The following is a 20750-nucleotide window of genomic DNA, read 5'->3' on the forward strand; positions in this document are numbered from 1 at the left end:
GTACGTCAGGAAAGCGTGCAGCTCTTGCCGTTGACCGACAGGGTGGCGGGAGCCGCGTAGGCGCCCGAGGACGTGCCCTGGAAGCCGAAGGAGACGCTGCCGCCCGCGGGGATGTCCGCGTTGTGGGCGACGTGGACCGCCGTGGCCGTACCGCCGGAGACGGTGATCGTCGCGTTCCAGGCGTTCGTCACCGCCTGGCCGGAGGGCAGCGGGAAGTCCGCCTTCCACGCGGTGATCGCCGTGGTCCCGGTGTTCTTGAGGGTCACGTCGGCGGTGAAGCCACCGGTCCAGGCGTTCGCCGTCCACGTGGCGGCGCACGTCGCGTTCCCGCCGCCTCCGCCGCTCGTCGCGGTGGTCGCGGTGACCTGGGCCGAGGCGGCCGAGACGTTGCCCGCCGCGTCCTTGGCGCGCACGGTGTAGCGGTAGGCGGTGCCCGGGCTCAGACCCGTGTCCGTCCACGTCGTGGCCGTGGCGGTGGCCACCTTCGCGCCCTCCCGGTACACGTCGTAGCCGCTGACGCCGGTGTCGTCGGTCGAGGCCGACCAGCGCAGCGAGACGGTCGTGGTCGTCGTACCGGAGACGGCCAGCCCGGCCGGGACGGTGGGCGCCTGCGTGTCCTCGTCGCCGCCCCCGCCGCCGGAGCCGTCGACCGGCGGGTACGCGTTGGCGAGGAGCTGGCGGAACTGGGCGGAGAACCAGTGCCCGGCGAGTGGTGCGTCGGCCAGCGCCCCGCTCATGCTGTTCCCGTTGCGGCCGTTACCGGTGTACGTCGGGTCGCACATCCGGTCGAAGCCCTTGCCCTCGTCGTTGTCGACGGCCTTGCTCGCGCCGTCCGACTCGCCCGGCGGCTTCGCCCACACGTAGGCGTCGATGCCCGCGGCCGGGGCGGTCGCGGGCCGTTCGCCGATGCCCGCGCCGGTCTGGTTGCACCAGTTCCCCGCGTGGATACGGCGGTCGACGCGCGAGCCGTCCACGTAGGCGTCCACGGCGGTCGCCGTGGACGGGGCCTTGGGCCGCGCGGACCCGCCCCACCCGTTGCGCGAGGTGTCGATCAGCATGCCGATGCCCGAGTCGAAGCCCTGGGCGATCAGGGCCGAACGCAGCCCCTGGGCGAAGCTCGTCTCGTCGGCGTACTGGTTCCAGTCCAGCCACTTCGACTGACGCACCGTCTGGCCGCCGACCGTGTCGGTGATCTTCAGGTACGGCTCCGTGGTGGCCGAGTAGTTCGCCGTGTTGACGATGAACCCGGCCACGTCGGACACCGTGGCCCCGCTCGTGGTGGCCGCCTTCTTGAACTCCTGGGCCGCCGGTACGAGGTTGCTGTCCCAGCCGAGCCAGCCGTGGTGCGCGGCGTCCACGTAGTTGTAGACGTTCGGGATCGCGCCCAGGGTGTGCAGCGCGTAGCCCACGCCCTTCTCGTAGTTGCCGTTCTGCTTCATCGTCGCGCACTCCGGCGTGGAGCCCGCCGTACCGCCCGCGTTGGTGACGATGTTCGGCAGCGAGTCCGGTTCCACGACGGTCACGATGCGCAGCCCCGCATAGGCCGGGTCGTCGAGGATGTCCGCGATCGGGTCGATGTACTCGTCCTCGTAGCGGCCCAGTTCGTCCGGGCCCAGTTCACCGTTGGAGGCGAGGGCGGAGCAGTCCCGGCCGGGCAGGTCGTAGACGACCAACTGGACGAGGTCGGCGCCCTGGGCGAGCGCGGTGTCCAGGTGGGCGCGCAGCCCGCGCTGTTCGGCCGTGCCCTGGATGGCCGCGATGCGGTCCAGCCAGACGAAGGTGGGCTCGTCGGCCACCGTGTCCCCGCCGGGTTCGGCGGCGGCGCGGGCCGACCAGTCGGGGTTCACGTAGGCCGTGGTGCCCGCGTAGGGGTTGGCGACCCGGGCGGCGGGGGCCGCCGTCGCGGGCTGGACGGCGACCAGGGCGGTGCCCGCGGAGAGCGCCAGCGCGCTCAGCAGTACAGCGGTGCGGCGCCGGACGGGTCTGTGCGCGGTGGGACGGGTGGGGCCTCGCAGCTTCATCGATGCTCCTCGTTGAGAACGACGGTACGGAGACGTGCGGGGACTGCGCGGGTGATCCACTCTCCGTGCCGCACCGACGACGCTGCGGAACGGGAGCGCTCCCACGGTGGAGGTTTGGAGGGAGCATGTCAATACGTTGGACGGGGTGGCGGGGCGAGGTCGGCGGAGGGCCGGCTTCCGCACGGGGAGGAGGTCCGGTGGAGGGCCGGCTTCCGCACGGGGAAAAGGCAGGAGCCCCCTTCCGCCGCCGCCGGGCGGGGGAAAGGGGCTCCTTGGGTACTGCACTCGGGTCCGGATCCGTCACCGAATCAGAGGCACCACACAGGTGGGGCTTACTGAGGGGTGACGTTCTCCGCCTGCGGGCCCTTCGGGCCCTGCGTGACGTCGAAGCTCACGGCCTGGTTCTCCTCAAGGGAGCGGAAGCCGTTGGCGTTGATCGCGGAGTAGTGAACGAAGACGTCGGGGCCGCCGCCTTCCTGGGCGATGAATCCAAAGCCCTTTTCGGCGTTGAACCACTTCACGGTTCCGGTAGCCATAAGCCCTCCCTGGGCCAAAGGGTTGCCCTGCTCCAGAACCTGCACGTGCCAAAACAAATGCATACGTCTGAAAACGACGAGAGCCCGCGGTCACATGCTCCGCAGGCTCTGTACTGCAAGGGAAACCAAACTGCAACTTGCGGCGAGCGTAGCATGGGGGCAGCCGAAAGGGATAGAGGGCAAGATCACTTCACCCGGATGTCTGAAAGGCTCTGACGGAGTCTTGACAGATCCACCCGGGGGACCCTCACGGTTGCACCGTATCGCATGGGTCTAGTCTCGCGATGTGGACAATTCTCCTTCGGACCCAGCGACCGGTGGACCGGCCGGTCAACTGCCCAGCCGGCCACGTGTCGGCCACATCCAGTTCCTGAACTGCCTGCCCCTCTACTGGGGGCTCGCGCGGACCGGGACCCTGCTCGATCTGGAGCTGACCAAGGACACTCCCGAGAAGCTGAGCGAGCGGCTCGTCGCCGGGGATCTCGACATCGGTCCCATCACGCTCGTGGAGTACCTGAAGGCGAGCGACGACCTCGTCGCCCTCCAGGACATCGCGGTCGGCTGCGACGGCCCCGTCATGTCCTGCGTCATCGTCTCCAAGGTCCCGCTGGAGGACCTGGACGGCGCCCGGGTCGCGCTCGGCTCCACGTCCAGGACCTCGGTGCGGCTCGCGCAGCTCCTGCTCGCGGAGCGGCACGGCGTACGGCCCGACTACTACCGCTGCCCGCCCGACCTGGGCCTCATGATGCAGGAGGCCGACGCGGCCGTCCTGATCGGGGACGCGGCCCTGCGGGCGAACCTGCACGACGGGCCCCGGCTCGGCCTCCAGGTGCACGACCTCGGCCAGATGTGGAAGGAGTGGACCGGCCTCCCCTTCGTCTTCGCCGTCTTCGCGGCGCGCCGCGACTACCTGGAGCAGCACCCGGAGATGGTCGCCGAGGTCCACCGCGCCTTCCTGGAGTCCCGCGACCTGTCCCTCGTGGAGGTCGCCAAGGTCGCCGAGCAGGCCGCCCGCTGGGAGTCCTTCGACGCGGAACTCCTGGAGCGCTACTTCACGACGCTCGACTTCCGCTTCGGGGAGGCGCAGCTCGGCGGGGTCCGCGAGTTCGCCCGGCGCGTCGGGCCGACCACGGGCTTCCCGGCGGACGTACGCGTGGACGTGCGCAAGCCGTAACCGGGCCCCGCGGAGAACTGCGGGAACGGCCGGACGGAATGGCCGAATGGCCGGGTACGGGGCTTTTGCCCGTGCCCGGCCATTTCTGTCCCCGGACGTCAGGGGATTCCCGTCCGGCGAGCGTCGTGGATTCCCCTCAGGGATGCCGTGCGTTCCCGGTGAGTTCCCTGTCCGTCTCAGTGGGATTCCGGAGGGGTGGGGCCGGGTGGCGCATTGCCGGAGCGTTCTTCGTGTTCTTCTCCGCTCCGCCCCGCGCCTTGCTGGTCGTATGGTCCGAATTATCCGGGGAGTATCTGCGACGCCTTCGTGGAGTGCGTGGCAGGGGGCTCGGGGATGCGCTCAGCGGGTGCGCTCCGTGGGTGCTGGGGGCGACGCGGAATTGTGTGCCAAGCGGCGCCCGTCCGCAATGCGGCCGACCGGCCCGGTGAATGCGGCGCATTCACCGGGCCGGGGCCGTCGGGCCGGGCCGGCCCGGTCGGGCGCGTCCGGTCACGTGCCGCCTGTCGGCACGGTCACGAGGGCACCGTGACGGTGACGAACTCTCCCGTGCCCAGGTGCAGCATGCCCTTGCCGGGCGCGATCGGGCCGCCCACCATGCTGCGGCTCGTGCGGATGCCGATGAGGTCCCCGGCCCCGGAGTCCTGCGGCGAGAGCAGCAGACCGCGCCGGCCCTTCTTCGCCTCGACCTGCCAGCCGGAGAAGCCGCCGCACACCTCCTCCTCGTCGCCGCCCAGGACGAGGGCGAGCCCCCGCTCGTTGCCGCGCTGCACGAGGCGCTTCAGGGAGCGTTCCGCGTCGCAGTCCTCCAGGACCTCCCCGTCGTCCACGATCACCACGATCGGGTCCTCGGGGCTCGCGGACTCCACGGCCCCGTCGAAGTCCTCGGACTCGATGTCGTCACCCGTGAAGACCGCCACGACCCTCTCCTCGCCCTCCAGGGCGCGCAGCGGCGAGGGGCGGGGCGCCGCGACGACCAGCCGGACGCCCTTCGCGAGGAAGGAACGGGCCAGGTTGAGCAGCGCCGTACTGCGCCCCGACTTCGCCGGGCCCGCGACGACGAAGGTCGGCACGCCCTCGCCGAGGTCGGGCCCGAAGGCCATGATGTCGTCGCCGCCGATCCCGGCGAGCGCCCACAGCGGCGCCGCGTCGGTCGCCGGGTCCCGCATCTCCCACGCCTCGGGGAAACCGATCCTGGACGGCAGGACGTCCACCCGGAAGGGCCGCAGCGCGCGCGGTACGGCGGCGTCCCGCGCGGTGGCCGCCTCCCCGATCGCGGAGAGCGCCGCGGCCTGGCCCTGGCCGCTCGTGTCCTCGCCGAGCAGCGCGAACTGGGTCTCGGTGCCGTACTCGTTGCGGAAACCACGGCCCGGCGGGATCTCCTCGGGGACCTTGCGCGCGTTGATGCCGAGCATCGAGAAGTCGGAGCGGTCCGCGAGCCGCAGACCGTACTTGTCCTCGGTGAGGGAGGCCATGCGGCCGATGAGGATCTGCCGGTCGCCGGTGATCACGAGGTGCAGTCCGACGCTCGCGCCCTCGCGCATCATCGCCTGGAGGTCCTCGGTCAGCTCCCCGTGGTCGTACTCGCCGAGCGTCGGCAGCCAGCCCTCCCAGCGGTCGAGGAGGACGACGAGGTGCGGGAGCCGCTCCGCCGGCGGGGACGAGGACCGCTGCTCGCCGATGTCCGCGTAGCCCTTGTCCGCCAACAGGTCCTGGCGGCGCGTGAGTTCCGCCTTGAGGCGGGCCATGAGGCGCACGACGCGTTCGGTCTGGTTGCGGGTGACGACCGCCCCGCAGTGCGGCAGCCGCGTCAGGGCGTTGAGCGCGCCGTTGCCGCAGTCGATGCCGTAGAGGTGGACGTCGGCGGTCGAGTGGGTGCGGGCCAGCGAACCGGCGATCGTCCGCAGGATCTGGGAGCGGCCCGAGCGTGGCGCCCCGCCGATCAGCAGGTGGCCGAAGCTCGTGAAGTCGATCGAGACGGGCCGCCGCGCCTGCTGCGCGGGCAGGTCCTCGACGCCGTACGGGGCGGGGGCCAGCCCGCCCGTCGCGGGCGCCGGCTCGATCTCGTCCAGGAGCAGGGTCTCGGACAGCGCCGGGAGCCACGGGCTGTGCTGGGCCGGGATGCCGAGCGCCGTGTTGGCCTCGCGCACCGCGTCGACGAGGACCTTGAGGTCGGTGATCTCCTCCTCCTCGGGCGCCTCCGACTTCGGTTTGACGAGGGCGTTCCGGCCGAGGTCCGGCCAGGCGAGGGTGCCCGCCCACGGGACGAGGAGCTGCGGGTCGGCGGCGCCGGGCCTGCGCCCGCCGACCCGTCCGGACTGGAAGGGCACGAGGGAGGCGTGCCCGAGACGGACGTAGGCGCGACCGGGCGTGGACTTCGCGATGTGCCCGGCCTCGGGGGAGTCGATGACGTCGCTGGACTCGCTGCCGTCGGTGACGCGCAGCGCGATCCGCAGGTTGGTGTTGGCGCGGATCTCCGGGGAGACGACACCGCTGGGGCGCTGCGTGGCGAGCAGCAGGTGGATGCCGAGGGAACGGCCGCGCTGCGCGATGTTGACGAGGCCGGTCACGAAGTCGGGCAGGTCGCGGACCATCGAGGCGAACTCGTCGATGACGATGAGCAGGCGCGGCACCGGCGGCTGGGCGGGGTCGCGGCGTACGAGGTCCTGGTAGTCCTCGATGTCCTTCGCGTCGGCGGCGGCCAGGATGTGCTCGCGGCGCTGGAGTTCGGCGCCGAGGGATTCGAGGGCGCGCTCCACGAGGTGCGCGTCCAGGTCGGTGACCATGCCGACGGTGTGCGGGAGTTTCACGCAGTCCTTGAACGCCGACCCGCCCTTGTAGTCGACCAGGACGAAGGTCATGTTCTCCGGGGTGTTGGCCACCGCGAGAGCCGCCACGATGGTCTGGAGCAGCTCCGACTTGCCGGAACCCGTGGTGCCCGCGATGAGGCCGTGCGGGCCGTCGCGGCGCAGGTCGATGCCGAAGGCCCCGTCGTAGGACTCGCCGATGACGGCCGTGGTGGACTGCCCGCCGCTCTGCCAGCGGGCCCGGATCGCGCCCTCGGTGGGCGGCTCCAGCTGGAGCACGTCGAGCAGCCGGCTGGCGGCGGGCAGCGCCGAGTCCTCGGTCTCCCCGCTGATGTCCCGCAGCGGGGACAGGGCGCGCGCCAGCCGCCCGCTCCAGGCCGGGGACACGAAGTCGGGCCGTACGCCGGTCAGCCGCGCGGAGCCGGTGCGCTCCACGCGCAGTCGCAGCTTGCGCGGGCCCTCCTCGTCGGCCTCGGACGGCGCCGAGGCGGCGTGCCAGGCGTGGAAGGAGGGGAACGCCGGGGCAGCGGACGGGGCGTTGGCGGCGGACGCGGACGCGGAGGGGAGGGGCGCGGAGAGCGGGGAGGGGGCGGCGCTCGCGGCGGCGGTGGCCTTGCGGCTCGCGCGCCGGCCGCTCCTGCCGGTCTTCCCCGCACCGTTCGCGTTTTCCGTGCCGCCGCCCTCGCGGGGCGCGGGCAGGATGTCGGCGTCGCTCACGGGTTCGGCGACGACGACGCCCTGGCACTCGCCGGGCAGGAAGCGTTCCTCGGTGTCCAGGCACAGGGCGTAGATCGCGACGCGCGGGCCCTCGCGCAACAGCCGTACGACGCCGGGCATCGAGCGCAGCCGCCGCGAGCCGTCCCACACCACGACGAGGTCCGGATCGCTGAACGTGGTCTCGCGGCCGTTGTCCTTCGCCGCCTTCAGCCGGGCGTCGAGGATCTGGGTCAGTTCGCCGATGCGCGCGGCGACGGTCTCCGCGTCCGTACCGATGAGGACGTTGACGTCGGCGCCGCCGGAGGGCCGGGCGTGCGGCAGCCAGCGCACCCAGTCCCAGTCCGGACGGCCGCCGTTCTCGGTCAGGACGTAGAAGGCGACGTCGAGCGGGCTGTGCAGGACGGCGCCCTGCGTGACGGCCCAGCGGCCCAGGGCCCGCGCCGCGTCACCGGGACCGGCCAGGCCCAGGACGCCCAGCTCGGCGAGCGGCAGGGCGACCGGGGCGTCCTCGATCTCCCAGGTCACCTCCCGCTTGTGGTCGTCCTGTTCGGGGTCGTCGAGGACCACCTCGGAGGGCTGGGTTCCGGTGCCGAAGCGCAGCAGCAGGTGGTCGGCGTCGGTGCGGCGGCGCTCCCACAGGCGGGTACGGGGGCCGGTGGCCAGGGACAGGACGGCGGCCGGGCCGGGGACGGCGTGCCTGCGGTCGCGGCGTTCGGCGACGAGCGCGTCCTGCGCGTCCTTCTCGATGCGCGCCTTGTGCTCCTCGTACTCCCTGACCAGCCGCGCGTGGGACTTGCGGCCGTGCTTCTTGTCCATGAAGTAGTTGCCGAACAGGATGACCGGGCTCAGCAGCGCCATGATCAGGTAGTACCAGCGCCCGAAGATCGCGACCGACACGACGGCGCCGACCAGCGGGGTCACCGCCATCAGCCAGGGCAGCGGACGGGCCTCGTAGTCCCGTACCGGGGTGGGCAGTTTGAACCGGGTCTGCCGCTCGGGCGGGCGCAGCCGGGGCGGCCGGTTGTAGTCGAGTCCGGTGCCGTCCTCGGACCACTTGAGGGCCGCGTTCGGCGGTTCGTAGCGGTCGAGTTCGAGGAGGGTGTTGCCGACGGCGAGCTGGGCGCCCAGCTCCCAGGTGTCCTCCGCGCGTGCGGCGGTGTCGGCGCCCTCGTAGCGGGTGGGCAGGCCGGTGGCGGGCAGCGTGTAGCGGCAGGTGCCGTCGGCGGCCACCGACAAGGTGACGGCGCGGGACGGGAGTTCGGGGTCCGCTATGCGCAGGTGGGCGGCGGGTCCTGAACCGATGTCGTAGCGGCCGATGCCGAGCCGGTGCACGGCCCCGGCGGCCGGACCGCCCGCGACCCGCAGTTCCACCAGCCCGGTCGGCTCCCCGGGCAGACAGCCCGCCGGATCGTGCAGACTGACGACGGCGCCCTCGCGCAGGGGGGTGGTGCCGACCGTCGCGGCGGGGTCGAGCGGATACCCGTCGACGTACGCGACCGGGGCACCGGCCGTCGGCCCGTGGTGCCCGATCGGGATGATCTGCGCGCCCTCGCCCGAACCGGCCTGCGCGGCAAGCTCCTTGGCGATCTCACCGACCGGTGACTCCGGGTCGGCGTCGAGCACCACATCGGCCTCGCCGCCCCCGAGCGGATCGACGACGGTCACGGTCAGACGCACGATGCGGTCCTTTCACAGCCCCCCGGCGGCCCTCCTGAGCGGACCGCGCTCGCCCGCCGACGATATCGGGAGGGGGCGGGGAGGGGGCAACGGGTGGGGGCTTCCCTCGTCCCGGAGCGGGACGCCGGTCGGCCGGTTCGGCCCGGTCGCACGGCATTCAGTGTCGGTTTCGGTACCGGCACCGGTACCGGTGTCAGGCGAGACCAGCACCCCCCTGCTCAGCTCGCCTGCTCCGTGGCTCGCGTGAACTCGACGCTGCGCAGTACGGCGGCGAACATGTCGCTGAACTCGCCCCAGTACTCCGTGGCGGCCGTGTGCAGGGTGAAGACGGCGGTGTACGGGCCGGTGGGGAACGGGACGTGCACCTGTATCTGCCCGGTGGCCAGCCGCTCCTGGGCGCCCGAGGCCGAGGACTCGGGCTGGATCAGCATCTCGCGCAGGGTGACGCACGAGACGGCGGGACCGCAGGGCAGTTCGAGCAGGCGCGCGTCGTGCCCGGGGTCGCGGGCGAGTGCCGCACGGACCCCTTGCACGGCCACCTCCGGGTCCTCGTGGTCGGTGCGTACGGCGGCGACCGTGAAGGCACACTGCGCGACCTTGCGCCCCTCCGGGCCACCTGGGCCCGGCCGTTCGTCCTCGGGACTCAGCGCGAAGAGGCCGAGCGCCGCGTACGAGACCCCGTCCGAGGCGAGGAAGCGCGCGAGCCCCTCGTAGTACGGGGCGGCCGGCTCCCACAGCTCCGGACTCCCCTCCGCGTACAACTGGCGCACGAACAACTCGGCGCGGGCGGCGCGTTCCTGCGGGTCCGCTGCGACGGGGAGGGCGAAGAAGCCGTCGGGTACGGAGAAGTAGAGGGGCGGTACGTCGGGGTCGGTGGGGAGGTCCGTGGGCGGGGGGAGTGGGGTGGTGGAGGTGGTCATGGAGCCGCCGATCAGATGTCGTCGTCCGAGGGCATACGTACCCGTCGACCGGATTCGTTCACGATCGCGGGATGCAGGAAGAGGCCGCTGTTCGCGCTGGGCTTGTCGTGTGGGTGACGTCCGCGAATCACGTAGTTCCCGCTGCGACGCCGCTGCACGAACAACACCTCCCTGTCGGGAAAGGTGCGTTGGACCTCGGCGATCGCCTTGCGCAGCGCGGGGGTGTAGTCGCCCTCCGGGATGATGTCCGGGGGCTGGCGGATCTGGTTGGAGCCGGGCCAGAAGGCGCTGGTGCCGACCAGTCGGCACCAGGAGCCGTCGCTGAAGACGAGTTTGAGGTCGTGGCGGGTCGGGCTGTAGGGCATCCGGGTCGCCGAAGCGATCACCTCGCGCTCAGCCTGCCACAGGACTTCGTCCCGCTCGGCGTCCTTGCCGGGGAGCCCGAGTACGAGCAGGCGGCGGTCGGTGACGGCGAGGTGGGTCGTGTAGTCCTCGGGCTGCCTGCCGGGGTCGAGCTGCCAGGGGAGGGTGCGGGCGAGGGTGCCCGGTGCGCCGCACAGGACCGGGAAGTCGTCGATCTCGTTCGGCCGGTCGGTGACGCGGCCCCCTTTGCCTCCGCCGGAGTCCCCGGGAAGGTTGCCGCCGAGGACGCCGACAGCGAGGCCGATGGCCCCGAAGGCGGCGGTACCGAGGCCGCGTACGAAGCCGTTCTTCTTCGCCTCTCCGGGGTCGAGCGGTTCCATCGTCGGGGCTTCGGGCCAGCCTGCCTGTTCGGTCAGCTCGCTCTGGATGTCGCGGCCCTCCGGGTCGCGGAACCAGCGTTTCCCGCGCAGGGTGGGGGCGAGGCCGGAGGCGAAGAAGCAGGGGTTGCGGGCGAGTAGCGTCTCGCCGGGTTCGGGCTGCCAGACAGGCATGACGTTCAGCTCCAGACAGGGGGAAGGGCGGTCACCGCGTCCGGCGCGGCGGCTGTGCCGAGGGATCTATCGGGCACCGGCCGCCTGCTGGAAGCGGTCGCCGGGGTGCAGTAGTTCGCCGGTGTGCTGGACCAGAGCCGGTATCTTCGTTCCGATCTTGCCTGCGGCGTCGATGGCGACGCCGAGCCCCTTCTCCGGGTCGATGGCCAGCTTCTCGCGGGTGATGAGCTTGAGGCCCTTGGTGCCGATCCACTGCCCCTGGTGGTAGCCGGCCTCGGCGAGGCCCGCGAGCCGGTCCATGGTCCCCGAACCCTTGCTGATGAGCCCGATCTCGTCGAAGGTGCCACCGAGCGCGACCTTGCCGAACAGTTTGAGGCCGCCCTGCACATGACCTGCCATTTCGCTGGTCGCGAAGTAGTTCCGTGCGCCTGCGCCAAGCGTCGTGGACTTGAAGCCGGAGCCGAACCTTGTGACGCGACCCGCGGCTGCCGCCTCGTCGACGACCTTGACCCCCTTGCTGAGCAGCCCGATGCCCGGCAGCAGCCCCAGTGCGTCCGTCCCCAGGGACATCCAGCTGACGTCCCCGCCCGCCAGCTTCGCCACGGAGTGGGTGACGAGTGCGAGTCCGCTGGTGATCAGGGCGGCGGCGCCGAAGATGGCGCCGAGCGGTTCGAAGGGGATGGTGAGGATCGCGAGCGTGCCGAGGATCGCCGTCAGGTCGCTGAGCAGGTCGCCGATGAAGGCGATGAGGTCGGCGTGCTCCTCCAGCCAGTCACTGGTCGCCTTCCAGGCGTCCGCGATCCCGGAACCCAGCTTGTCCCAGAACCCCGGTTCGTCCGGGGCGATGTCGGCGGCCTTGTCGAGGTCCCGGCTGATCGCGTCCGCCGCCTCGCGGTAACGCCGCTCCAGGTCGTCGACCTTCCCGGTGGCCTTGTTGACGTCCCCGGAGGTCTCGCTGCGGTCCTTGCCCTTGGCCTCGGCCTCCGCGTCGGCGGACAGCGCCTCGCCGGCCTCGCGTTCCAGGCGGTCCGCCTCGTCCTGGAAGTCCTCCAGCTGACCCGCCCAGCGGTGCAGGGCCCGCGAGGCCTTCGCGAAGGAGTCGTGGCTCTTGCGGACCAGGGGGGTGACGTCGGTGGACAGGTACTCGACGAAGGCGTGCGCGGTCTTTCCCTTCCAGGCGCCGCACTCTATCCGCCCCAAATCATCCAGGGACTCCTGGAGTTCCCCGGCGAGCGAGCCGAGTTTCCGCGCGAGCGCGCGGGTGTCCGTGGGATCTCCCGGGGTCGGGTCCCAGCCGATGTGAGGAAACGAGGGTCGGGCCATGTCCGGAGTTCCTTGGTGCCGCGGGTCGTCGTGGCCGGCTCTCGACCACCTTGCGTTCCGGACCGAACGGTAGCGGAGCCGGGGCGCGCGGAGACCGGGAAGGACCGGCAGGGGGCGGGAAAGATTCAGGACGCATCCAGGAAAGATCCCGGAAAGATCCCGGAAAGACCTGAGAAGGTCCGGGCCGTCCAGGGAGTTCGGAGGAGTCCGGAGGGGAACGTGGCGGGTTGTGCGGACAGGGCGGGACATGACATTCGCCAACTCCTGCCGCGATGACCCTGTTCGGTCACAGAACCGCTCAGGGTTTGCAGCCGCATCCGTCGCCCGTAAGCTGCTGGGGCCGAACAGGCGGTGCGGAGTCTCCGGCTGGTTGTTCGAGGGGCCACGGGGGCTGTCCCTGCGGCCGGCTGTGGAGTCGATCGACGGAGGAGAGCCTGATGGCCGGTGGCAAAGACGCGGATATCACATATGACGAGATGCACCGGGCGGCCGGCAAGCTGACGGACGCCAAGGACAAGATCGACGAGAAGCTCGACTCCCTGGAGCGCTACATCGAGGGCCTCGTCAAGGACGGCTACACCACCCGCAAGGGTTCGCAGGCGTTCGAGGAGTCCTTCAAGGAGTTCAAGAAGGGCGCCAAGGACACCATCGAGGGCCTTCAGGGCATGGGCAAGTTCCTGACCAACGCCGCGAAGGCGTACGAGGACCTGGACGACGAACTCTCGAAGGGCGTGCGCGGCAAGTAACGGCCGCCGCCGGAGCGAGACCACGCGGAGCGAGATCACACGAGCGGGCGGGGAACGGCGAACAACGGACCGGTCCCCGCCCGTTCGTGCCGTCTGCGCGGGGTCTCGGAATCCGCTGGTGGTGCGGGTGATGTGGACCAGTACGCATGGCCGGCCTGCTTGTCGGCCGGTGGCCGGTGGTAGTCGGGCGCCAGTCGCCCTGCGCAGTGTCCGGGACGCGCGGCGATCTCGCCTCGCTCCTTCGGGTGACTCGGCCCCTTTGCCCTCCGGTATACCGAAAGGGGCGAACTCGCGGGTTTTCCGGGCCTGTGGTGGGAGTGTCCCGCTGATGTCGTGTCACTTCATGACGCTTGGATAACGGGTTGGTGCAGGCTGCATGGAGACCTCGGCCGGGTCGGTGGCGGGTGGTCCGGTGGAGGGTGTCAACCCGCCTGATCGGGGGCCCGGTTCACGGTGGTCTGTGCCGTCCGGCGCCGTAAGTACGCGTCTTGAGGGGGTCATGGGCCCCTGGTACGGTGCGGAGACTTGTCATGGTCCGTGTTGACATCCGGGCCGGGCGGGGTCGCCGCCGGTGAAGCGGGCGGGGTTCAGGGGCAGTCGGGGACACGGGGAGCAGTCGCGTGAAGGTCAGGGAGCGTACGGCCGACCGGGCCGCGACACCCGTACAGAACGGCATGGGTGAACGCCTGCCCGCGCCGCCCAGGGAACGCAAGCCCGCGCTCGCCGCGCTCGCCGTACTGCTGATCCTGGTGGGGGCGCTCGGCGCCACCGTGCTCGTGCTGCGGGCCGGGGACCGGATCTCCGTCGTGCGCACGACCGCGCCCATCGCCGCGGGCGAGACCATCAACGACAAGAACACCACCTCCGTGATGGTCGCCGAGGACACCGGGATCAACTACATCCCGTGGAGCCAGCGCGGCACGGTGACGAGGACGCTCAAGGCGAAGGCCGACATCCCGCCGGGCGCCGTCGTCGTCGGGGAGATGTTCGGGGCCAGCGCCGCGACCGTCTCGGACGGCAAGGCGCTCGTCGGGATCGCCCTCAAGGAGGGGCAGTACCCGGGCGGCCTCAAGAGCGGTGAGACCGTCGCCGTGTACCGCGTCAGCAAGAACGCGGGCGGTACGTCCACGGGCGGCTCCTCCGGCGCGAGCGGCGGCTCCACCGGTGGCCAGAACTCGCTGATCGCCGACAACGCCGAGGTCAAGTCCGTCAGCGGCAGCGCGAAGGGCGCCGACGCGCTCGACGTCGGGGACCGGACCCTGACCGTCGTCGTGGACGAGGCCGACGCCCAGGCCCTCGCGCAGGCGTCCTCCGCCGGAGAGGCCGCGGTCGCTCTCGTCCCCGGCCGTTCCAAGGGCTGAGCCGGAAGGACGGGGACCACCATGGCGCTCATCGCTCTCGCCGCCGACAAGGGTTCGCCCGGCGTCACCACCACGGCCGTCGCCCTCGCCGCCGTATGGCCGCGCCGCGCGCTGCTCGCCGAGACCGACCCGGCCGGCGGAGACCTCGTCTACCGCAGCGCCGCCGCCCACGGCGGACAGCTCGACCCCAACACCGGCATGCTGTCGATCGCCGCGACCGCCCGCCGGGGCCTCGCCGCCGACCAGCTCTGGGACCACGCGCAGCCCCTGGCCGGCGGGCTCGAAGTGCTCGTCGGGATCGGCGGTTCCGAGCAGGCCGCCGGGCTCGCCGGTACCTGGCCGACGCTCGGGCGGGCCTTCGCGCAGCTCGGCGACTCCCCGCACGCCCCCGCCGACGTCATCGCCGACTGCGGCCGGATCAACGGCGACAGCCCCGTACTGGACCTGCTGCCGCACGCCTCGCTCGTCCTGCTGGTGTCCCGTACGACACCCGAGGCGCTGGCCCGGGTACGGGACCGGTCCGCCGCCCTCGGCGCCCGGCTGCACGGACACCAGCGCGGCGCCGCCCAGCTCGGCACGCCCCTCATCGGGGTGCTGCTGGTCACCGAGGCGGGCGGGGCCGCCAAGCTCGTCCACCAGGTCAACGACATGCTGATGGCCGCGCAGACCGGCGCCCGCGTCGTCGGCAGCTTCGCCGAGGACCCGGCGGGCGCCGAACAGCTCGCCGGGCGGCGGCGCGGACGGCTCGACAAGTCGCTGCTCGTACGCTCCGCCCGCAAGGTCGTCGTCGACATCCAGCAGCAGTACGGCGGTCTGTGGGCGTCCGGGCCCGCCGCCGGCCCGCAGGCAGCCGCCGGTACCGCAGGGCCCGGCGGTACCGCGCAGGACCCGGCGAGCGGCCGTCCCGCCGGAGCCGGACGATGAGCACCGTCGACCACTCGCTGGTCAAACGCTTCCGCCAGGAGGCCGGCGACCGCATCGCCGAGCAGCGCCGCATCGACCAGGCCGGCGGCGTCACCCCCATGACCGGCGAGGACGAGCGGCAGTACGCGCGCGCCGTCATCGCGCAGATCCTGGAGGAGTACGCGCGCGCCGAGATCGGCGCCGGCCGCACCCCGCTGGACGCCGAGACCGAGGAGCAGTACGCGGCCGCCGTGCACGCCGCGCTGTTCGGCGTGGGCCGGCTCCAGCCGCTGCTGGACGACCCCGAGGTCGAGAACATCGACATCAACGGCTACGACCAGGTCTTCGTCGGATACGCGGACGGCCACGAGAGCGTCGCCGAGCCGGTCGCCGAGTCCGACGAGGAACTCGTCGAACTCATCCAGATACTCGGCGCCTACTCCGGTCTCTCCTCGCGCCCCTTCGACTCCGCCAACCCCCAGCTCGACCTGCGGCTGCCGGACGGCTCCCGGCTCTCCGCCGTCATGGACGTGACCCGGCGCCCCGCGCTCTCCATCCGCCGCGCCCGCATGGGCAAGGTCTTCATGTCGGACCTCGTCGGCAACGGCACCCTCACCCCCGAGATCGGGCACTTCCTCGCGTGCGCCGTCCGCGCCCGCAAGAACATCATGATCGCCGGGGCCACCAACGCGGGGAAGACGACGCTGCTGCGCGCCCTCGCCAACGAGATCCCGCCCGCCGAACGCCTCATCACCGTCGAAAGGGCCCTGGAACTCGGGCTCGACACCTTCCCCGAACTCCACCCCAACGTCGTGGCCTTCGAGGAACGGCTGCCCAACTCCGAAGGGCAGGGCACCATTTCGATGGCCGAGCTGGTGCGGCGCTCGCTGCGTATGAACCCCTCCCGGGTCATCGTCGGTGAGGTGCTCGGCGACGAGATCGTCACGATGCTCAACGCGATGTCGCAGGGCAACGACGGCTCGCTGTCCACGATCCACGCCAACAGCTCCAGCGAGGTGTTCAACCGCATCTCGACGTACGCGCTCCAGGCCGCCGAACGCCTCCCCATCGAGGCGAGCCAGATGCTGGTCGCGGGCGCCGTGAACTTCGTCGTGTTCATCCAGCGGCGCAACCTCTACCAGAGCGGCGGGAAGCTCCAGCGCATGGTCACCTCCATCCGCGAGGTCAACGGTGTGGACGGCCGCGTCCTGTCCAGCGAGGTCTTCGCCGAGGCCCCGGACGGCTCGATCGTGCCGCACGCGCCCGTCTCCTGCCTGGAGGACCTCGTCGCCCAGGGATACCGGGGGGCCTGGGGATGACGACGACCGCCACTGCCGTCGTGGAGCGGGCACAGCCGCTCGCCGACGGGCTCTCCGGCGCCTTCGACGGGCTCGGCTCGCTCGGTGAACTCTTCTCGCTGCCCGTGCTCGGCGGGCTCGGCGCGGGCATCGCCGCCGGTGGCGGGCTCGCGCTGCTGATCGTCGCGCTGTACGGGCTGCCGCCCAAGCCCGAGCACGAGAAGGCCCGGGCCGGCCGCCGGGCCGCCGAACTCGCCCGCTTCGTGGGACGGCGCGGCGCCCTCGCGATCGGCGTCGGTCTCGTCGTCCTGCTCGCGACGCGCTGGGCTGTGACCGGGATCGCCGCCGGGGTCCTCGTCTTCTTCTGGGACAAGCTGTTCGGCGGGGCCGGTGAGGAACGGGCCGGGATGCGGCGCGTCGAGGCGCTCGCCGCGTGGACCGAGTCGCTGCGCGACACCATCGCGGGCGCCGTCGGCCTCGAACAGGCCATCCCCGCCTCGGCCCGCGCCGCAGCGCCCGTCCTGCGGCCGCACCTCGACGCGCTCGTGGACCGGCTGCGCTCCCGTACGCCACTGCCCGACGCGCTCCAGCACCTCGCCGACGAGATCGACGACGCCTCCGCCGACATCATCGTCGCCGCGCTCATCCTCAACGCCCGGCTGCGCGGCCCCGGCCTGCGCCAAGTGCTGGGCGCCCTCGCCAAGTCGGCGCGCGAGGAGGTCGACATGCGTCAGCGCGTCATGGCGCAGCGCTCCTCGACGCGGCGCAGCGTGCAGATCGTCGTGGCCGTGTCCGTGCTCTTCGTCCTCGGCCTGTCGGTCTTCAACCGGGACTTCGTGTCGCCGTACAACACGGCCGTGGGGCAGCTCGTCCTCGGCTGCGTGTGCGGGCTGTTCGCGCTCGGCTTCTGGTGGCTGCGGAAGCTGTCGACCATCGAGACCCCCGAACGCTTCCTCGTCCGCGACGATCCGTCCGTCCTCTTCGTCCGGCCGACCGGCCCGGGCGGCGCGGCGGGTACGACTCCCGTACGCGGGGCGGGTGTTCCGCAGCAGAGTCCGCTGCCGCGGCCCGGGACCGAGAACGACGGGACGGTACGCCGGTGAACCTCTGGCCACCGCTGCTCATCGGGGCCCTCCTCGGCCTCGGCGTCTACGCGCTGATCCGTGCCCTCATGCCGTCCGGCCGCAACCCGGTGCAGGCCGTGGCCCGCGTCGACGCGCTGCGCGCCCGGGGCGCCTACGAGTCGGCGCGCTCCGGTCACGAGGAGGAGGGCGGCGGCCGTCTCGACTCGCTGCGTGCCCGTACCGGTGCCCGTGTCGCCGAGCTGTACAGGCAGCAGGGCTGGGAGTTGCGCTCCCTGCGCTCCGACCTGGCGGTGCTGGGCCGCAGTTGGGAGAAGTTCCTCGCCACGAAGGTGCTGCTGGCCGCCGCCGGACTGATCTTCGGCCCCGCCGTGTTCGCCGTCGTCGCGGTCCTCGGCTTCGGCCGCAGCCCGCTGATCCCGGTGTGGCTCGCGCTCGGCTGCGCGGCCCTGTTCTTCTTCCTGCCCGACCTCGAAGTACGGCGCGACGCGCAGGACAAGCGCCGCGACCTGCGACGGGTCATCGGCGCGTACCTCGACCTGGTCGCGATGAGCCTCGCGGGCGGTCGCGGTCTGCCCGAGGCGCTCATGGCCGCCGCCGAGGTCAGTGACGGCTGGGCGGCCCGCCGTATCCGCAACGCGCTGGCCGACGCCCGCATCACCGGGCACAGCCAGTGGCAGGCGCTCGGCCGGCTCGGTGAGGAGCTGGGCGTCGAGGAGCTCAAGGACCTGTCCGCCTCGCTCGCCCTCGTCGCCGACGACGGGGCGAAGGTACGGGAGTCCCTCGCCTCGCGCGCCGAGACGATGCGGCACCGCGAGCTCGCCGAGATCGAGGGCAGCGCGGGGGAGAAGTCCCAGTCCATGCTGGTCGCCCAACTCCTGTTGTGTGCGGGCTTCCTGGTGTTCCTGATCTTCCCGGCCGCGATGCGGGTGTTCCAGGTGTAGGGCGGCGGCCGGCCGCGGGCCTCCGGGGATCGCCATCGCTCCGTTTCCCCCCTTCCCTCCACTTCCTCTCCTGTTTTTCTTCCTTCTTTCTTCTCCTTCTCCCCGACCAGAGAGGACACGAGACACCGTGAACGAGACCGAGAACATCAACGAGACCGGTACCGGTACGGGCGTCCCTGGCATGCGCCGGGCCGGTTCGCGCCGCTTCAGCCACCCCGCCGTCGACTTCCTCCTGACCTTCATCCAGGGCCGCTACCAGCGCATCCGCTCGGGCGAACTGGACCGGGGCGCCTCCGCCGTCGAGTGGGTCATCATCTCCGCCGTCGTCGTCGCGATCGTCGGCGTCGTCGCCGCCATCCTCAACGCGGCCCTCAGTGACGGCGCGAACAAGGTCGGCAACTGCATCAAGGGAGCGGACGCGGGCAAGACCTGCTGATGCCCGCCGTACGCCCCTGCGGGGGCACGGCAATGCGGGACGACGTGAGCAATGAGGCCGCAGCGGCCTCGGAGACCGGGACGGGGCGGACGACGTGAGGCGCGGGGGCGGTGACGGTGGCCGGGGCGTGCTGCGTGGCCTCGCCGCGCGCTGCCACGGGGACGGCGGCGGGGGGCCGGCCGCCGCCGGTTCCCCTCCCGCCGCGCGGCCCGGGCGCCGCGCCCCGGACGCCGGGATGACGGCGATCGAGTTCGTCGTGCTCACCCCGCTGCTGTTCTTCATGATCTTCGCCTCGGTGCAGTTCGCGCTGTACTCCTTCGCCGACCACGTCGCCCAGGCCGCCGCGCAGGCCGGGGCCCGCAAGGCGCGCGCGACCGCCGACGAGCACCCCGGGCAGTGGCGCGGCGAGGCGCGGGGCGCGGCCGACCAGTACATACGGCAGCTCGGCCCGCAGCTCGTCCTGGGCCCGGACGTGAAGCTGGTCCAGCCGCAGGCGGACACCGTGGGCGTGGAGATCACCGCCCGGGTCCCGACGGTCTTCCCCGGGCTGGACCTGACGGTGCACGCGCAGTCGGTGGGTCCGGTCGAGCGGTTCGTCACGGAGGGGCAGGGATGAGGGGCCGCCGAGTCGTACGACGCCCGCGCGCTCTGCGAGACCTGTGCGAGGCGGTCCGGTGGTCGGGCCGGGACCGGGGGCGGGGGACGGACCGGGACCGGGGGCTTTCCACGGTCGAGGTGGTGATCCTCGCGCCCGTCATGATCCTGTTCATCCTCGTGCTCGTCGCCTTCGGTCAACTCGTCGACGGGCGGGGCGCGGTGGACGGTGCGGCCCGCGACGCCGCCCGCTCCGGCTCCCTCCAGTGGGAGGAGGGCACGGCGATGTCCGAGGCGCGACGCGCGGCGGAGGCCGACCTCACCGACATCTGCTCGGGACCGGTCGAGGTCAGCAAGACCAGCGCCGGCTTCGAGGACGCGGACCTCTTCTCCGTCGAGGTGAGCTGCCAGGTGCGCGGCCTCGCGATCCTGGGCCTCGACATCCCGACGACGCTCACCGGGCACTCGACCTCGCCGCTCGATCCGTACAAGAGGAAGGCAGGATGAGGGAGTTCGTGCGGGACCGCGTCCGGAGGCTGTCACAGGTCCGGGACCTCGACGACCGGGGGTCGGGGGCCGGGGCGGTCATCATCTTCGCGCTCGTCTTCCTGTCCCTCGCGGCCTTCGTCGTGGACGGCGGGCTGTCCATCTCCCAGCGCGAACGCGCCGCCGACATCGCGGAACAGGCCGCCCGTTACGCGGCGCAGGACATAGACCGCGAGGCCCTGTACGAGGGCAAGGGCGGCGAGGCGCCCATCAACGCGGGCAACTGCGGCGCACGGGTGGCCGAGTTCGCCCGGGAGATGGGCATGTCCGGCGCGGACACGGCCGCTTCGGGCTGCGTCGCGGCCGACGCCGAGGAGGTCGAGGTCCGCATCCAGCTCACCTACCAGCCGATCTTCACGGGGATCTTCTACGGGGGTTCGGTACGGGTCGCCGGGACGGCGGTCGCGCGCAACGAGGTGGGCTGACCGGGCAGCCCCGCTCCCGCCTCGCGGCAACCTGGCCCGGGTCAACCTGGTCCGCCGCACTCTCACGCGGTCGGGTCCGGCCCGCCCCCTGCCGCCCACCAATGCGCTCGCGCCTCGTTGGGCTCTGTGCCGGGGGCAGGGTGCCCGTGGCGGTACGGAGGTGGGCGGCGTGGTGCGGTGCGGTGCGCGAGCGGTGACGAGGGTCGTACTGGGACTGGCGGGAGTGGTCGGGGCGCTACTGACCACCGTGGGCTGCACAGGCCCCGGAGAGCCGAGGGCGGAGACCATCAAGGGCGCCGAGACGGAACGGCCTTCTCCCTCCTCGACCC

The 20750-nt window shown here is 72.0% G+C and carries 17 protein-coding genes; 11 read left to right on the forward strand and 6 right to left on the reverse strand.

The window, feature by feature from the left end:
- Positions 1-5: 5 nt before the first annotated feature.
- A complete protein-coding gene (locus tag AB0J21_RS17380; protein ID WP_363146847.1) occupies positions 6-2021 on the reverse strand; it encodes a glycoside hydrolase family 6 protein in 2016 nt (671 codons plus the stop codon).
- A gap of 332 nt (positions 2022-2353) precedes the next feature.
- A complete protein-coding gene (locus tag AB0J21_RS17385; RefSeq protein ID WP_018528239.1) occupies positions 2354-2557 on the reverse strand; it encodes a cold-shock protein in 204 nt (67 codons plus the stop codon).
- Positions 2558-2843: 286 nt separating this feature from the next.
- Between AB0J21_RS17385 and AB0J21_RS17390 the strand changes: the two genes are divergently transcribed.
- Positions 2844-3731 (forward strand): menaquinone biosynthesis protein, encoded by an 888-nt coding sequence (locus AB0J21_RS17390; protein WP_363146848.1) that lies wholly within the window; start codon positions 2844-2846, stop codon positions 3729-3731.
- 512 nt (positions 3732-4243) lie between these two features.
- Here the strand turns inward: AB0J21_RS17390 and AB0J21_RS17395 are convergent.
- The 4 genes from AB0J21_RS17395 to AB0J21_RS17410 form a co-directional block, all read right to left on the reverse strand.
- The gene (locus tag AB0J21_RS17395) at positions 4244-8929 is read right to left on the reverse strand and encodes an FtsK/SpoIIIE domain-containing protein (protein WP_363146849.1); all 4686 of its coding nucleotides are present in this window, start codon (positions 8927-8929) and stop codon (positions 4244-4246) included.
- A gap of 218 nt (positions 8930-9147) precedes the next feature.
- Entirely contained in the window at positions 9148-9849 is a 702-nt protein-coding gene (locus AB0J21_RS17400; RefSeq protein ID WP_363146850.1) for a hypothetical protein, read from the reverse strand.
- An 11-nt stretch (positions 9850-9860) separates the two neighbouring features.
- Complete coding sequence (locus AB0J21_RS17405) at positions 9861-10763, reverse strand: hypothetical protein (RefSeq protein WP_363146851.1); 903 nt, start codon at positions 10761-10763, stop codon at positions 9861-9863.
- 66 nt (positions 10764-10829) lie between these two features.
- Entirely contained in the window at positions 10830-12086 is a 1257-nt protein-coding gene (locus AB0J21_RS17410) for an enoyl-CoA hydratase/isomerase family protein (RefSeq protein WP_363146852.1), read from the reverse strand.
- 437 nt (positions 12087-12523) lie between these two features.
- On the opposite strand from AB0J21_RS17410, the gene AB0J21_RS17415 reads away from it, so the two are divergent.
- The 10 genes from AB0J21_RS17415 to AB0J21_RS17460 all read left to right on the forward strand — a co-directional run bounded on the left by AB0J21_RS17415 (position 12524) and on the right by AB0J21_RS17460 (position 20421).
- Positions 12524-12832 (forward strand): WXG100 family type VII secretion target, encoded by a 309-nt coding sequence (locus AB0J21_RS17415; RefSeq protein WP_363146853.1) that lies wholly within the window; start codon positions 12524-12526, stop codon positions 12830-12832.
- Between the two features lie 620 nt (positions 12833-13452).
- Entirely contained in the window at positions 13453-14193 is a 741-nt protein-coding gene (locus tag AB0J21_RS17420) for a hypothetical protein (protein WP_363146854.1), read from the forward strand.
- Positions 14194-14214: 21 nt separating this feature from the next.
- A complete protein-coding gene (locus tag AB0J21_RS17425; protein WP_363146855.1) occupies positions 14215-15117 on the forward strand; it encodes a hypothetical protein in 903 nt (300 codons plus the stop codon).
- Positions 15114-16415, forward strand: coding sequence for an ATPase, T2SS/T4P/T4SS family (locus AB0J21_RS17430; protein ID WP_363146856.1), 1302 nt, complete (start codon positions 15114-15116; stop codon positions 16413-16415). The genes AB0J21_RS17425 and AB0J21_RS17430 overlap by 4 nt, the downstream gene beginning before the upstream one ends.
- Positions 16412-17497, forward strand: a complete 1086-nt coding sequence (locus AB0J21_RS17435) for a type II secretion system F family protein (RefSeq protein WP_363146857.1) — start codon at positions 16412-16414, stop codon at positions 17495-17497. Before AB0J21_RS17430 ends, AB0J21_RS17435 begins: the two co-directional genes overlap by 4 nt.
- A complete protein-coding gene (locus AB0J21_RS17440; RefSeq protein WP_363146858.1) occupies positions 17494-18420 on the forward strand; it encodes a type II secretion system F family protein in 927 nt (308 codons plus the stop codon). The genes AB0J21_RS17435 and AB0J21_RS17440 overlap by 4 nt, the downstream gene beginning before the upstream one ends.
- Positions 18421-18601: 181 nt before the next feature.
- Positions 18602-18856 carry a hypothetical protein gene (locus tag AB0J21_RS17445; RefSeq protein WP_363147214.1) on the forward strand — a complete coding sequence of 85 codons (255 nt, stop codon included), beginning with the start codon at positions 18602-18604 and terminating at the stop codon, positions 18854-18856.
- A gap of 127 nt (positions 18857-18983) precedes the next feature.
- The gene (locus AB0J21_RS17450; protein WP_363146859.1) at positions 18984-19472 is read left to right on the forward strand and encodes a TadE family protein; all 489 of its coding nucleotides are present in this window, start codon (positions 18984-18986) and stop codon (positions 19470-19472) included.
- Entirely contained in the window at positions 19469-19957 is a 489-nt protein-coding gene (locus tag AB0J21_RS17455) for a TadE family protein (protein ID WP_363146860.1), read from the forward strand. Before AB0J21_RS17450 ends, AB0J21_RS17455 begins: the two co-directional genes overlap by 4 nt.
- Complete coding sequence (locus AB0J21_RS17460) at positions 19954-20421, forward strand: pilus assembly protein TadG-related protein (RefSeq protein ID WP_363146861.1); 468 nt, start codon at positions 19954-19956, stop codon at positions 20419-20421. Before AB0J21_RS17455 ends, AB0J21_RS17460 begins: the two co-directional genes overlap by 4 nt.
- Positions 20422-20750: the final 329 nt, after the last annotated feature.

It is taken from the genome of Streptomyces sp. NPDC049954, from assembly GCF_040656295.1.
Classification (GTDB): Bacteria; Actinomycetota; Actinomycetes; order Streptomycetales; family Streptomycetaceae; genus Streptomyces.

Coding starts and splice junctions, on each gene's coding strand:
- AB0J21_RS17380 (WP_363146847.1), bottom strand. CDS start 2,021: ATGAAGCTGCGAGGCCCCACCCGTCCCACCGCGCACAGACCCGTCCGG.
- AB0J21_RS17385 (WP_018528239.1), bottom strand. CDS start 2,557: ATGGCTACCGGAACCGTGAAGTGGTTCAACGCCGAAAAGGGCTTTGGA.
- AB0J21_RS17400 (WP_363146850.1), bottom strand. CDS start 9,849: ATGACCACCTCCACCACCCCACTCCCCCCGCCCACGGACCTCCCCACC.
- AB0J21_RS17405 (WP_363146851.1), bottom strand. CDS start 10,763: ATGCCTGTCTGGCAGCCCGAACCCGGCGAGACGCTACTCGCCCGCAAC.
- AB0J21_RS17410 (WP_363146852.1), bottom strand. CDS start 12,086: ATGGCCCGACCCTCGTTTCCTCACATCGGCTGGGACCCGACCCCGGGA.
- AB0J21_RS17415 (WP_363146853.1), top strand. CDS start 12,524: ATGGCCGGTGGCAAAGACGCGGATATCACATATGACGAGATGCACCGG.
- AB0J21_RS17425 (WP_363146855.1), top strand. CDS start 14,215: ATGGCGCTCATCGCTCTCGCCGCCGACAAGGGTTCGCCCGGCGTCACC.
- AB0J21_RS17430 (WP_363146856.1), top strand. CDS start 15,114: ATGAGCACCGTCGACCACTCGCTGGTCAAACGCTTCCGCCAGGAGGCC.
- AB0J21_RS17435 (WP_363146857.1), top strand. CDS start 16,412: ATGACGACGACCGCCACTGCCGTCGTGGAGCGGGCACAGCCGCTCGCC.
- AB0J21_RS17445 (WP_363147214.1), top strand. CDS start 18,602: ATGCGCCGGGCCGGTTCGCGCCGCTTCAGCCACCCCGCCGTCGACTTC.
- AB0J21_RS17455 (WP_363146860.1), top strand. CDS start 19,469: ATGAGGGGCCGCCGAGTCGTACGACGCCCGCGCGCTCTGCGAGACCTG.
- AB0J21_RS17460 (WP_363146861.1), top strand. CDS start 19,954: ATGAGGGAGTTCGTGCGGGACCGCGTCCGGAGGCTGTCACAGGTCCGG.